General features: G+C 40.3%; 11 protein-coding genes and 1 pseudogene. 9 read left to right on the top strand and 3 right to left on the bottom strand.

Features of this window, described 5'->3' with window-relative positions:
• Positions 1-106 precede the first annotated feature (106 nt).
• Both MKY75_RS03030 and MKY75_RS03035 read left to right on the top strand, forming a co-directional pair.
• Positions 107-259: pseudogene (locus MKY75_RS03030) on the top strand (MFS transporter); the annotation flags it as partial.
• A 183-nt stretch (positions 260-442) separates the two neighbouring features.
• Complete coding sequence (locus tag MKY75_RS03035; protein ID WP_029515893.1) at positions 443-1012, top strand: sugar O-acetyltransferase; 570 nt, start codon at positions 443-445, stop codon at positions 1010-1012.
• Positions 1013-1128: 116 nt separating this feature from the next.
• Here MKY75_RS03035 and MKY75_RS03040 read toward each other — a convergent pair whose 3' ends face one another.
• Entirely contained in the window at positions 1129-1683 is a 555-nt protein-coding gene (locus MKY75_RS03040; protein WP_081317545.1) for a helix-turn-helix domain-containing protein, read from the bottom strand.
• A gap of 110 nt (positions 1684-1793) precedes the next feature.
• Here MKY75_RS03040 and MKY75_RS03045 point away from each other — a divergent pair, with 110 nt between their 5' ends.
• The 7 genes from MKY75_RS03045 (at position 1794) to MKY75_RS03075 (ending at position 11689) form a co-directional block, all read left to right on the top strand.
• Positions 1794-2375, top strand: coding sequence for a LysE family transporter (locus MKY75_RS03045; RefSeq protein ID WP_340884264.1), 582 nt, complete (start codon positions 1794-1796; stop codon positions 2373-2375).
• Positions 2376-2648: 273 nt separating this feature from the next.
• Positions 2649-4388 carry an alpha,alpha-phosphotrehalase gene (treC, locus tag MKY75_RS03050; RefSeq protein WP_340884266.1) on the top strand — a complete coding sequence of 580 codons (1740 nt, stop codon included), beginning with the start codon at positions 2649-2651 and terminating at the stop codon, positions 4386-4388.
• Between the two features lie 90 nt (positions 4389-4478).
• Positions 4479-6443, top strand: coding sequence for a PTS system trehalose-specific EIIBC component (treP, locus tag MKY75_RS03055; protein WP_340884268.1), 1965 nt, complete (start codon positions 4479-4481; stop codon positions 6441-6443).
• Between the two features lie 76 nt (positions 6444-6519).
• Positions 6520-7269 (top strand): trehalose operon repressor, encoded by a 750-nt coding sequence (gene treR / locus MKY75_RS03060; RefSeq protein WP_069010927.1) that lies wholly within the window; start codon positions 6520-6522, stop codon positions 7267-7269.
• 210 nt (positions 7270-7479) lie between these two features.
• Positions 7480-8220 carry a LytR/AlgR family response regulator transcription factor gene (locus MKY75_RS03065; protein WP_165148237.1) on the top strand — a complete coding sequence of 247 codons (741 nt, stop codon included), beginning with the start codon at positions 7480-7482 and terminating at the stop codon, positions 8218-8220.
• A 1-nt stretch (position 8221) separates the two neighbouring features.
• Positions 8222-9523: a GHKL domain-containing protein gene (locus tag MKY75_RS03070; protein ID WP_340884269.1), complete on the top strand. Its 1302-nt coding sequence runs from the start codon at positions 8222-8224 to the stop codon at positions 9521-9523.
• A 123-nt stretch (positions 9524-9646) separates the two neighbouring features.
• Positions 9647-11689 (top strand): serine hydrolase domain-containing protein, encoded by a 2043-nt coding sequence (locus MKY75_RS03075; protein ID WP_209949391.1) that lies wholly within the window; start codon positions 9647-9649, stop codon positions 11687-11689.
• A gap of 37 nt (positions 11690-11726) precedes the next feature.
• Here the strand turns inward: MKY75_RS03075 and MKY75_RS03080 are convergent, their stop codons facing one another.
• Both MKY75_RS03080 and MKY75_RS03085 read right to left on the bottom strand, forming a co-directional pair.
• Positions 11727-12926 (bottom strand): Ger(x)C family spore germination protein, encoded by a 1200-nt coding sequence (locus tag MKY75_RS03080; RefSeq protein ID WP_241113470.1) that lies wholly within the window; start codon positions 12924-12926, stop codon positions 11727-11729.
• Positions 12919-14022, bottom strand: a complete 1104-nt coding sequence (locus MKY75_RS03085) for a GerAB/ArcD/ProY family transporter (RefSeq protein ID WP_029515883.1) — start codon at positions 14020-14022, stop codon at positions 12919-12921. The genes MKY75_RS03080 and MKY75_RS03085 overlap by 8 nt, the downstream gene beginning before the upstream one ends.
• Positions 14023-14035: the final 13 nt, after the last annotated feature.

Raw genomic sequence — 14035 nt, forward strand, 5'->3', positions numbered from 1 at the left:
GACAAATAGTTTGGATACGAATAGAATGACTAATTATGATATAACTTATTAAAACATTAATAAAAAGTGGTGATAAGTAGATATGTAAATGCCAGTAGAATCATCCATGAATCCTCGGGTAATTCGTAATATCTTGTTTTTGTTGTTCGCTTTACCGGGTGTAGCTTTTGCTTCCTGGGTATCTCGAACGCCTACTATACGGGGTAATTTACATGTCTCGACTGCCGAAATGGGAATCATTATTTTTGGATTAGCTGCATTTCTTTAGCGGGACTACTTATAGATCCCCCAGGCTTAGGGTTTTTAGGTGAACATGTTGGAACTTCTGCATGCCTTGATTGTAGTGCTTGTTGGCGTTATGGTCGCTGGTTTGATATCGGGTGCAGCCCAACCCATTGGAGTGAAAGAAAAAATCAGATTAAAAAATAAAGGGGATTGTCGCATGACTATGAAAACGGAAAAACAAAAGATGATAGATGGAGAACTGTATGTAGCTGCTGATCCTCAATTAACGAGTGAAAGAGAGTATGCGAGAAGATGTGTCCGTCTCTTTAATCAGACGACAGAGACGGATCGTGAGTACCGTGAAAAGTTACTTAAGGAGCTTTTCGGATCAACTGGTGAAAATATAGGCATGGAACCCAACATACGTTGTGACTACGGATACAACATCCATGTTGGAAATAATTTCTATGCCAACTTTGACTGTACCATTTTGGATGTTTGCGAAGTGCGCATTGGAGATAATTGTTTCCTGGCTCCAGGAGTTCATATTTACACAGCAACTCACCCCATAGATCCGTTTGAACGAATCGCTGGCCCAGAGTATGGAAAGCCTGTTAAGATTGGCAACAATGTATGGATCGGCGGGAGAGCAGTGATCAATCCTGGTGTTACGATAGGTAATAATGTCGTAGTGGCATCAGGAGCAGTAGTAACCAAGGATGTTCCAGATCATGTGGTTGTAGCTGGAAATCCAGCACGAATAATTAAGCAGATTGAAATCTCCTAAACAGCATACAGGCAAAGCATTTAATATTTGTTCCGATGATCCTATTAAAATAGCTCTTTATTTTAATAGGATCATTTAATTTAAAGACTAGTATGCTTATGGTCTTCAAGATTGAACTATACAGAGTAATAAATAATCATATTCATCCGAACTAGTGTTTCTCCTAGATTATAGTAAATGTGTGGACGGTCTGCTTTAAACCGGATTGAATCTCCAGCTTTAACTGTGTACATTTCTTCGCTGACTTTTATCACCATTTCACCCTCAAATACCGTAATAAATTCTTCTGTACCTTCACGGTGTGGCGCTGAACTCAGTTCCCCGCCTGCTTCAATCTCTACGGTGTAAACCTCAAAATTTCTACTTCCTTCATAGGGAAAAAACGGATACAACCGATAGTGATTATTTTCTTCAAGCACTTGCACCTTGGTTTTCGGAACGACTACTGCATCTGCAGGGGGTTCATTAATCAGGGCAGTGAAAGAGATTTTCAAACCGTTCGCAATTTTCCATACGGTTGTAATCGAAGGATTTGATTCTCCCCGCTCAATCTGACCAAGCATCGTTTTACTGATCCCCGTCAGATCGGCTAATTTATCTAAACTTAATTTTCGTTCATTTCTTAGATATTTCAAATTTTTACTTAAAATCAGATTAATATTCTCCATAATTATTCGCCCCTATTGTGCTTTATAAAGAACGTATTGTACAATCATAAAGTACAAACGTGCGTTTTAACGCACACTTTATACAATTATAACATACTGGAGTTGATTGTTGCATGCCGGTTATTCCGTTTCTTTCTTATGTGATTGTTACCAGCTTTACGCCCGGACCCAACAATATTATGTCATTAGACAGTGCCAGGCGGTTAGGTTTGAGAAAAGCATTTCCATTTTTGCTGGGAGTAACAGCGGGCTGTTTCGCTATTATGCTGTTAGCCTGCTATTTTAATCTTGCTTTGTATCATTTTTTGCCACGGGTTAAAATCTGGATGAATGTACTCGGTAGTCTGTACATGCTTTATCTGGCGATAAAAATAGCGAAGAGCAAACCTTCTTCTAAAAATAATGATCACAATGAAGGATATTCCTTCAAATCAGGATTGCTGCTGCAATTTATTAATTTAAAAGTCATTTTGTATGGTATTACGGTCATTTCAACGTTTGTAATGCCTTATGATGTATCGTATATAGAGCTTATTACGATTTCATTACTCCTGACCTGTATTGGTTTTGTAGCTGTAGTGTGCTGGGCGGTTTTTGGGGCTATGTTTCAGCGCTTCTTGAACAAGTATGAGCACTCCTTCAATATTATAATGGCCTTATTACTGATTTATAGTGCACTATCGATATGGATGTAAATGAATACCGTATCCATCATAGAAAAGGGAGGTTCCTGACTATAGGCAGGAGCTTTTTTTTCGTGTGAATTGAGCTTATTTTACGAGTTATAACATACAATCGGACAGAATGGATGAGTCTCCTGATCATTTAGCTGCAAAACGGGTATTACCTTAATAAATAAAGCTGTTGACAACTTGTATATACATGACTTAATCTTGTATATACAAGATGTTGAAAGCGTTATATTATTTTTTACGCTACTTCATTTCGCAAGGAAGGAATGAGCATGAATGGAAGCAACGAATAGGACTTTGGTTCCTCAAGATAAGGACTGGTGGCGCAAATCGGTCGTCTATCAGGTTTATCCCAAAAGTTTTAACGATACGACGGGTAAAGGAACCGGTGATATAAGAGGACTGACGCAAAAGCTGGATTATTTGCAAAAACTGGGTACCGATATTGTCTGGTTGCAGCCTGTATATGTCTCACCACAACGTGATAACGGGTATGATGTAGCCGATTATTGCCGGATTAATCCTGACTATGGAACAATGCAGGATTTTGAAGAATTGAGCCGGGAAATTCGGGCGCGTGGGATGCACTTGATGATCGACATCGTGGTTAACCATTCTTCCACAGAGCATGTCTGGTTTCAGCAGGCGCGGCTTTCTAAGGATAGTGAGTACAGGGACTATTATATCTGGCGTGACCCAGCACCCGATGGAGGACCTCCGAACAACTGGATTTCCAAGTTTGGTGGACCAGCTTGGCAGTATGACGAGGCTACAAACCAATATTTCTTGACACTGTTTGATAAGACGCAGGCGGATTTAAACTGGGAAAATCCCAAAGTTCGTCAGGAAGTTGTTAATGTGCTGGAATTTTGGGCAGAGAAGGGAGTTAGTGGCTTCCGACTTGATGTCATTAATTTGATTTCCAAAGATCAGCAATTCTCGGACGACGATGGAAGCACGGCTCCTGGGGACGGGCGTAAGTATTATACGGACGGCCCAAGTGTGCATGAATACCTTCATGAATTACATGAGAAAGTATTCTCAGCGTATAACAGTGTCACTGTAGGGGAGATGTCCTCCACCTCACTGGATCACTGTATCCGTTATTCCAATCCAGAAAGAAAAGAATTGTCCATGACCTTTAATTTTCATCATTTGAAGGTAGATTATCCAAATGGACATAAGTGGGAATTGATGCCATATGATTTTGAATTGTTGAAGAAGCTATTCTCGGATTGGCAAACGGGCATGCAACAAGGTGGCGGCTGGAGTGCATTGTTTTTTAACAATCATGATCAGCCAAGGGCGATCTCTCGCTTTTTGGATGATGGCGAATACCATGCGGAAAGCGCCAAGCTGCTGGCAACCACGTTACATGGTCTTCAAGGAACGCCCTATATATTTCAAGGTGAAGAGATTGGGATGGCCAACCCGCAGTGGGCAGATATTGAAGAGTTTCGGGATGTTGAATCTCTGAATATGTATCGTATCTTACAGGAACAAGGCAAAAGTGCAGAAGAAGCATTGAATATCATTCGAGAGCGGTCTCGTGATAATTCGAGGACACCGATGCAGTGGGATAACACTCGCAATGCGGGCTTCACTACAGGCACGCCTTGGATTAAGGTAGATGAACGATATCCACAGATCAACGTTCAGTCTCAGTTAGAGGACCCGAACTCGATCTACAATCATTACCGTCAGCTGATTCACCTGCGTAAGACGGTGCAGGTCCTTACTGACGGGAGTTATCAACGTTTGGACGAAGCTCATCCTCAGGTCTACGCCTATCAACGCAGCAATGAAGAGGAGACTTTGATCGTCATCTCTAATTTTAGCGGACAGGATGCGCAATTCCGTATACCGGATTCATTTTATTCATCATTAAAAAATCAAGCGTTGGGTGCGGCTGAGCTTTTAATAGGTAATACCCAGCACGTCCCGGAGCTAAAACAAGAGATCACTTTGGCCCCATATGCTTCATATATGTGGATTGTCCGTAGTCTTAGTGAATAGTATGGAGATAACTAGTAGTACCCCGGGAACGTTATTTTTTATAACCGGGGTTGCTGCTAAAAAAGAGCAAACGTTAAGGGAGTGGGCTAAATGGCGATTGAAAGATCACAGGTAGAAGACATTATAAAAGCCGTTGGTGGCAAAGACAACATAGAGGCCTCTACGCATTGCGTAACTCGTCTGCGATTTGCCCTTTATGATGATAAGCTGGTCGATAAAGAAGCACTTGAACAAAATGATTTGGTCAAAGGCCAATTTTCTTCACAAGGACAGTATCAGGTCGTGATTGGTCCAGGCCTGGTGGATAAGGTATATAACGAAATGATCTCCATTACAGGAGGTAGTCGGGCTTCTAAAGACGATGTCAAAAATGCAGCAAGCAAAAAACAAAATCCAATTCAGCGTGCCATCAAGACGCTGGCAGATATTTTTATCCCCATCTTGCCCGCAATCGTGACTGCAGGTTTATTACTTGGAATAAATAATATTTTGACAGGCAAGGGGATTTTCTTCGAAGGTATGGCTCTGGTTCAGGTCTATCCTCAATGGACTGACTTTGCTGCTATCATTAACACCATTGCCAGCACCGCTTTTACATTCCTACCTGCCTTAATTGGATGGTCAGCCGTTGTCCGGTTTGGCGGCAGTCCTTTACTCGGGATTGTACTGGGTCTGATTCTGGTTCACCCAGATTTATTAAGTGCATACGGTTATGCGGATGCCGTTACCCAAGGAACCGTTCCGGTTTGGAATTTGTTTGGGTGGGAAGTGAACAAGATTGGTTATCAAGGACAGGTTTTACCTGTTTTAGTATCCGCTTACGTACTTGCACAAATTGAAAAATTCCTAAATAAAAAGATAGCGGATTCATTTAAGCTGTTACTCGTGGCACCGATTACATTATTAATAACGGGATTTCTGGCTTTTACAGTGATCGGTCCGGTTACTTTTATGATTGGTAATGCTATTACGTCTGGTCTTGTATACGTTTTCGATTGGGCTCCTGCGGTGGGAGGCTTGATCTATGGAGGCTTGTACTCCTTGCTCGTGATTACGGGAATGCACCATACTTTCCTGGCGGTGGATGTGCAATTAATTGGTACGCAGGGTGGAACGTTCCTCTGGCCGATGCTGGCGCTGTCCAATATCGCTCAGGGGGCCGGAGCATTGGCCATGATGCTAGTATTGAAGGAGCAAAAGGGAAAAGGGTTGGCTCTTACCTCTTCTGTGTCTGCTTTTCTGGGTGTAACCGAGCCTGCCATATTCGGGGTGAATATCCGATATAAATATCCGTTCGTATTTGGAATGATCGGTTCCGGTATCGCAGGTATACTGCTTACCGTAAATCATGTGATGGCTTCTTCCATTGGTGTGGGAGGGATTCCAGGCTTCTTGTCTATTTTCCCAAACAACTGGGGTGTATTCTTCATTGGGATGGCGATCGTATTGATTGTACCGTTCACTTTAACCTTTATGTATGGAAAACTGCTAAATAAGCGCCGTCAGACTCCAGCTACACCAGCTAACGACTCCGTACGGAAAGATTCGGGCCGTCAAGATTCTGCACTGGATGTGCTTGAAGTAAAGACTCCGGTACTGGGACGTGTTGTGCCGTTGGAGCAGGTTCCTGATCCGGCTTTTGCCGAACGGCAGATGGGACAGGGTATCGCAGTGGAACCGAAGGATGGTAAGATTCTTGCCCCTTTCAGCGGAAAAGTTATTCATATCATGATGAAAAGCAAGCATGCCTTGATTTTGGAGCATCCGACAGGGGTACAGATTCTGGTACATGTGGGGATCAATACGGTGTCACTGAAGGGTGAGGGATTCACCATACATGTGGAGACAGATCAAACTGTGAAGCAAGGACAACTATTGATGGAATTTGACCGTGATCTGATTCAGAAATCTGGATATCCCATCATTACACCTGTCATTGTCCCGGATGGCCAAAGTATGATTAAATCGGTTGAGGAACTGCCAGGTGAGGCAGACGATTTGCAGTATACCTTAATGAAAATTCATTTGAATTCTTCATCAGGTCATAGGAATTAATTCAGTTTCAATTCGCACAGTCTATTATAGTGAACAGGGAAGTGAAAGAATGCTACAATGAACGTGGTGATGAAAATTGACAAAGAATATATTTTTGCAAATTTATCAGGATTATTCGGGACAGATTCAGACAGGCGAATTGGCTCCAGGTACGAAAATGCCATCTGAAAATGAACTGGCCCGGGAGTATAACACTTCTCGCGAAACCGTACGTAAGGCACTCCATTTGCTTGCACAAAATGGGTATATCCATAAAATAAAAGCTAAAGGATCTTTTGTTCTGGATATGGGACGGATGGATTTTCCTATAGGAGGTCTGGTCAGTTTTAAGGAAATGTCCGAACGGATTGGGCGTACATCACGAACCATTGTACATGAAAATCAACTACTTCCAGTTCCAGATGACATAGCCAATCATCTTGAGATTGACAAAGACAAATATTTGGTCTGGAAAGTCGTTCGTGCACGTGAAATTGAAGGTGAATGCGTCATATTGGACAAAGATTACTTTCGATCAGACATTGTATCTGTGCTTACTGAGGAAATTAGTCGTGGATCCATCTACGAATATTTGGAGGGAGAGCTCCATCTTCAAATCAGTTATGCAAAAAAAGTCGTTTCCGTAGAAAATGCAGACGAAGAAGATCATAGGCTGATGGACCTTCAGAACTACACTCATGTGGTCGTAGTACGTAACTATGTTTATCTGGAGGACACCACGTTGTTCCAGTATACCGAGTCAAGGCATCGGCTGGACAAATTCCAATTTGTCGACTTTGCCAGACGTTCCCACGGTGGAGACAAGAGAGCAGATTTTTTAAAATAACGATCAATAATATAGTTAAGAAACCCCGTCTTTTAAGACGAGGGTTTCTTTTTTACCTTGGATGCAACTGCTGAGCAGCTTGTATACTGGCATTTGAGGGATTTGAATTTGCGTTTTATCCAAAAGCTGTTTATAGAATATTAAAAGGTTATATACTGTTTAGAATACAATTCCATGATCAATGCAATGGGAACGAGGTGTATGTTATTTATGTATAGAGTGGCTATCTGCGATGATGAGCACAAGCAGAGAGAGCTTGTTAAAAATATGCTGATTACTTTGTCGATAAAGACCAGTATAGAATTTAAAGTTGAATTATTCGACTCCGGAGAACAGCTGGTATCTCATTATCAAAACCATGAGTCTCCATTCCATATCTTAATATTGGATGTTGAAATGAGTGGCATGAACGGAATCCAAACCGCCCAAAAAATAAGGAGTTTAAATCACCTGGATGAACAGATTGTTTTTTTAACGAGCTACCCTGAATATATGGTGGAAAGTTTTGACGTAGTCACATTTCAGTATTTAATAAAACCGATTGCTCCCCATATCTTTGAGGAAAAAATGATAAAGCTGTGTCAATATTTTCAATCTCTCGATAAAAAATTCGTTATCATCAAGTCAGCTTATGAGGAAGTGCTTTTAAAATATGATGATATCATTAGTATTGAAGTGGTCAAAAGCTTAACCATAAAAAACAAACTGCATTTTGTAACCTCTACTCAAACCTATGATAGCAAAGGGATTCTTTCGGACTATGCTTCAGCATTAAAAGAACATAATTTTCTACAAATTCATCGTTCGATTATTATAAACTTAATTCATGTGAAAAAATTTGCTGGCGGTGATGTTTTGATGTCAAATGATGTGAAGTTACCTATTGGGCGTTCTAAAATAAAAGAAGTTAAAGATCTATATACCAAATTTATGATCATGAAGATGCATTAATATGATGGAATATAACTCCCTGCTTCTTAATCTTTGCGTTGTCCTTGTTATGTGCTTCCAAGTGAATTTTTACTTTAACTCGGTTTTTGATAAGTCCAATCGAAAGCCGAACAGATTCGTGTACTTCATTATTTTTGGGTTGCTGGATTCCCTATATTTAAGTGTTTATTTGGCTCCTACGATATCTTCGATTTTAGCATTACTTGTCATATTTAGTTTAGCGCAATCGTATACAGTGGAAATAAAGACAAAGATCATCTTTTCTATCCTTTATGCTGTATTGATAACCATCGTTAATTTTATATCTCTTTATATTTTATATGCTGTAGGCTCTGTTAAAATTAGCAACTTTAGCCATTTGAGTGAACAAGATCACTTGATATTCTCTAAGGTTATGTTACTCAGCTGCATTATCATGTTTGCTGTCATTCAGATTATACGGTTATTTGCCAAACGAAGAACCTTCCCTTTGCAGCATCGTTACTATATTTTATTTTTAATCGTTCCCATCATAAGTTTATACCAGGTCAATGTTTTATCTGTTTATAGTGAAAAGAATATGTATTATTTTGGTTCTATTATTGGCTTTATTTCCTTAAATGTTTTTATCATATATATTTTTGATAATGTCATTGAAAAATTTCAATTAATGCATGAAAATGCTCAATTACAAGATCAGATGGACTACCAAGATGCCAATTATGAAAAAACGGTTCACAGCTTCAAAAATATAAAAAGAATCATTCATGATACGCACCAACAGTTTTTGTATATTGAAGAATGTATCAAGAGAAATGAATTGGCTGAGGCGAGTGAACATATTAAGGTTACCTTAAATAAAATCGAAGGAGCATATCAAAGGGTTAATACCGGTAATCTGGTTATAGATGCCCTTGTCACGAATAGTCTTAACATTGGACAAGCCAATGGCATCAAGGTAGATACCCAACTTAACTTATATTCACAGAAAGTAAATATTGAACGTTATGATTTATGTGTAGTTCTAGGGAATATGCTGGATAATGCCATAGAAGCATCTAAAAAGGTCAAGATTGCTGATGACAGGTACATTCTTATTAAAATACATTCCAATGAGTCCGCGCTTTTCATTCACATCCTTAATCATGTGGAGAATGAAGTGGCTCATTTGCATAGTCAAAAATCAAACCCAGATGTTCATGGCATTGGCTTAACCAATATATCTAGAATATGTGACAAATATGGTGGGAATATGACCATTGAAACGAGAAATAAAGTATTCAATAATATGGTTTTATTGCCATTTTATAAGGACATTCCTTAGACATCATGTTGTTTAGGGATTGTTTTTTTCGTTTAAGGGTGTTTTTTTATATAGAATCCTCGTTCATTGTATGATCAGGTCAGTCATAAAATCTGGTGAAGCTATAAGAGGAGGAAATATGGAATGAAGAAAATAATAGCTGTGTTCGTTTCTGCTATGCTTTTTGTACTGCCGATGACGAATACTTTTGCTCAAGGCACTGATGAACCTATCAAGGAAAAGGCTCGCAGTCTGGCCTCGGAGCTGGTATCCAAATACGGTGTTAGCGGTGTGCAGTATGCCATTATGGATCATGGAAACATCGTATTATCGGATAGCGTGGGTGTAAAGAATAAAGCAACCAACGAGCCGATCACCAAAGATACGATGTTCGGTATAGGCTCTACAAGCAAAATGTATGTATCTGCTGCAACGATGATGCTGGTGGATGCCCATAAGGTAGATATTGATCAGCCATTAACAACATACATTAAGGACTTTAAAATGTCTGATGAAAGATACAAACAAATTACACCGCGTATGCTGTTAAATCATTCGTCAGGTCTTTATGGTGCTCACTATAAAAATAGTATGTTATTTAATAACAATGATACAGAAAATCATGATGAGCTCTTGCTAAGGTTGCAATCAGAAACTTTAAAATCAAACCCTGGCGAATATTCCGTATATACCAATGATGGATTTCAATTGCTTGAAATATTAGTTGAGCGGGTGAGCGGTCTAAGTTACACCGATTTCCTGGCAAAGCATATGAGTACCCCTTTGGGTTTGAAATCTACCAAAACACCTCTCGATCAATTTGATAGACAAAAGCTGTCCAAAACTTATTTTCCTGCGATTGAGGGGGCCTTACCGGTTGAAAATGCCAATGTCATCGGGACAGGGGGCTTATACTCCACCGCAGAAGAGGTGGCTATGTTTTCAGAAGTGTTAACGGGGAACAGACCCGATATTCTATCTGCCCAATCGGCGAAGTCCATGCAAAGTCATGAATATCGAAAAGGAATATGGGTACCTGAAGAGACAAACAGCTTTAATTATGGACTTGGTTGGGATGCGGTTCAGTTGGCACCGTTTAGTGATTACGGAATAACTGCGTTATCCAAGGGTGGGGATACTGTTTTGTATCACTCTACTTTGATCACCATACCAGAGCATCATATTTCTATGGCTGTGCTTTCATCTGGAGGGTCTTCCATCTTAGATAGTATTTTTGCTTCTAACATTTTATTGGAACTTTTAAAAGATAAGGGCATCATTAAAGACATCATACCTGAGAAAACATTTGAGCCTCCTGTAAAAGTGGAAATGCCATCTGATTTACTTTCTTATTCGGGATTATACGGTTCTGTGGGTACAACCATCAATGTAGAGATTAAAAACGGTGAGTTTGATTTACCTGCTTTCTTGGATGGATTCGTCCCGGCGCAAAAATATGTGTATACAGGCAATGGACAATTCAAAAGCAGTGATGGCAGTGTAGCCATAAGCTTTGACAAACAAAAAAACGGGAAAACGTATATTAAGGCTAACCTATATTTAGACTTTCCGGGATTAGGTCAAATGGTTATGGTGACTTATGAATATCAAAAGCTAGATGCCAATCCTGTAAATCCCACAGTTAAAAAGGCATGGGAAAACAGAAACGGGAGAATTTATTATGCTTTGGATGAAAAGATATCTTCCATATTTTATCTGGCCCCCTCATTTATAACGAAAAAAATATCCGTTGATCATGATGGATACGCAAGTGGTACTAAAATTGTGAATGAGAATAAAGCAGTAAATGCCGTTGAGATTCCAGTTATGAGTGGAAGAGATGCATTTGATCTGAATTTTTATACCAAGGATGGTTCGGAGTATTTAACCATAGATGGACAATCCTATATCAGTGAAGATGCTGCTAAACCTATCTTGGGAGGAAAATCAGTGCACACTGTACCATCTAATGGCCAAGCCACATGGTATAAAATAGATAAAAACTCAGCCAATAAAACGATGACCGTTGATTTTCCAACAAGCGGAGGGTTCGCTGTCTATGATGAAAACGGAGCAGTTGTACAATTTTCAACTGCTAGCAATAACAATTCGGTTGTACTGCCCAAAGGTGGCTTGATCGTTTTGGGTGGCAATGCAGGGGATGTATTTAAAATCAATTTGAATTAAGTGTGTAGTCGCTTCTGTAAATTCAGGAGCGACTATTTCATTCAGCAGATGAACCTAAATCCGTAATGGATAATTTTATATCAAAGGTTACGGGGGTTTTGCTGAATTTGTAATCCCAATTATCCTTTACCTTTTTCCACACCTGCGGTTTCTCAATATGCAAATGGTCACCAAAACCGGCAACATCGACTTTATATTCTGACTGTAATTTGTGCATAAGAGACTTAATCCTGCGAGTCACTTGTTTTTCAAACTCTTTCTCAGCCTCCTTCATGTTTTGTGTCTCAGTCGGGTCCGCTTTATCATCCCAGTTTTCGATTAAACGTCCTTTGGATTCAATTTTTACGTGAAACGAGATATCGTTGCCTTCGGTTACTTTAGTTGTTATTTTGCTTTTTACCGATTTGATTTCGTAAGTGATAGCTTCATTCCGCTTGTCATATGTTTTTACAGCTCCGCCCTTAACATCACCTGTAATCCAGCCAATACTCTCCACGTCTTGTTGGTCCAAACTGCCTATCCAGTGACCGGTATCTCCTTTAATAATACCAGCACCTGAAAATTCCAATTCCCCATCGGATTCAGTGATGTTTTGCAATATATAGCTTTTTTTGGAATGCATCATCCCATCCAATTCAGACAAATTGACCCCCCTCATTACCTTGCTGGTTCTGAAATGGTTACGAAGCATATACAGAATATGAATGGATGGGACTTCTTCCTTATATTTGGTAACTAAAGTACTAGCTGCTCGTCCCTTGCTTAAGAAGACCAAGCAACTCGGGCGAATATCATTATCACGAAGCGCAAAATCCATCAATTGCTGCATCGTCTGTTCTTTCGCCAAATCGGTGGCAACCACCATGACCTTTAGATGGTGGCCAATAACGGGGCGATCCAAACGGAGAGAGAGCTGCCGGAAGATTTCAAGCAAAGAATCTCCTGTGCCAGTTATGTTGTTATAGTTTGGCTCTTGTCCCCCTCCTCCGCCTTGTTGGTTTGGGCTTCCAGATGATTTTTTGGGGACGATTTGTACGCTGGCCGTAATTTTATTTTTCTTGAAGTAACGGCTACCTTTCTTCTCCAGATCCTGTTCCAATGGAGTGAGCTCCCCCTTATCCAGAGAAAGTCCTGTATATATGCTAAGTTCCTCTACTTCTTTGCTGCTCCAACAACCGACTTGAGTCACCAGAAGAATAAAGGCAAGCAGTACAGATAGGATAGGTCGTCTACACATTTTGCTTCATTCCCTTCTTCCTGATCATGAACACAATGGAGAGAAATACCGGAATCAAAATAAATAATAGGATTCCCATATATCCGATCGCATCGCCCAGGCTAAACACTTCCATCATACGAACAGGAGTCATTGTGGAGATAAAGATTAGCGGGATTAAACCGAAAACCGCATAACGATATTTAAAACCAAACACCTGTGAAACACCTAAGGATGCATTGAAGAAAAAACTGCAGGAATTACAAAACATTTGCATCATCCAGATCACTAGCAGTGGAAACTCTAGACGTTCAAAAAGAAATCCAGGGATTTCAAAACTGCGCATCAAATTAATGGTAGGCCAAGTACTTGTCACAGTGGAATCTACCGATAGCCCGCCGATGACCATAACTACGGTCAAAAAGTACAAAATTAAAGGGATACTGATCCCCACTACCATGGCCTTAAATGCCTTCTCGGGGTGCTGCATAAAAGCGACCAGTGTCATGACGACTTCACATCCACTGAAAACAAGGATAGTTGATTTCAGCCCCTTGATGACGGGCAAAACCCCTTCACTCAATACGGGACGAAGATGATCAATTTCAAAAATCCTTAAGCTAAAGAGAAAACAAAAAAGCAGAAAGAAAAGACTGATTGGAAGTACAATCTGGTACAGTCGCACGATGGGATTAATGCCTCCAAAAACTAAATAACTCCCTACCCAGATAAATGGAATCACAATCGCCCAGATGGGTGTGCCTTCGAGTAGAAAAAACATGGTCACTTCAGCTAACACACGTATTTCAAAGCCGGCAATGATTATAAAGTATATAATCAATAGCACGCTTAAGATTCCTCCCGGAACAGTGCCTACAATTCTTCTGGAGTATTGGTATATGGTGTTTCCGGGAAACTGTTGACTTAATTTCACCATGACCCAGACGACGAATATGACAATACCTCCACCGATGAGGACAGAAAGCCATGCATCAGGAGTCTGTACTTGTTCAGTTACACCCCTCGGCAGTGTCAAAATCCCTGCGCCCAATACGGTATTGGTCAGGAATACAGCCGCCTGCTTCGTCGTGATCTTGTCATCAGAGCGTCTAAACACAGTAGCTCCTCCT

Source organism: Paenibacillus sp. FSL L8-0663, from assembly GCF_038008125.1.
Classification (GTDB): Bacteria; Bacillota; Bacilli; order Paenibacillales; family Paenibacillaceae; genus Paenibacillus; species Paenibacillus polymyxa_D.

Excerpts from the sequence above, each read along its gene's own strand:
- MKY75_RS03035 (WP_029515893.1), top strand. The coding sequence starts at position 443 with ATGACTATGAAAACGGAAAAACAAAAGATGATAGATGGAGAACTGTAT.
- MKY75_RS03045 (WP_340884264.1), top strand. The coding sequence starts at position 1,794 with ATGCCGGTTATTCCGTTTCTTTCTTATGTGATTGTTACCAGCTTTACG.
- treC (WP_340884266.1), top strand. The coding sequence starts at position 2,649 with ATGGAAGCAACGAATAGGACTTTGGTTCCTCAAGATAAGGACTGGTGG.
- treP (WP_340884268.1), top strand. The coding sequence starts at position 4,479 with ATGGCGATTGAAAGATCACAGGTAGAAGACATTATAAAAGCCGTTGGT.
- MKY75_RS03065 (WP_165148237.1), top strand. The coding sequence starts at position 7,480 with ATGTATAGAGTGGCTATCTGCGATGATGAGCACAAGCAGAGAGAGCTT.
- MKY75_RS03070 (WP_340884269.1), top strand. The coding sequence starts at position 8,222 with ATGATGGAATATAACTCCCTGCTTCTTAATCTTTGCGTTGTCCTTGTT.
- MKY75_RS03075 (WP_209949391.1), top strand. The coding sequence starts at position 9,647 with ATGAAGAAAATAATAGCTGTGTTCGTTTCTGCTATGCTTTTTGTACTG.
- MKY75_RS03080 (WP_241113470.1), bottom strand. The coding sequence starts at position 12,926 with ATGTGTAGACGACCTATCCTATCTGTACTGCTTGCCTTTATTCTTCTG.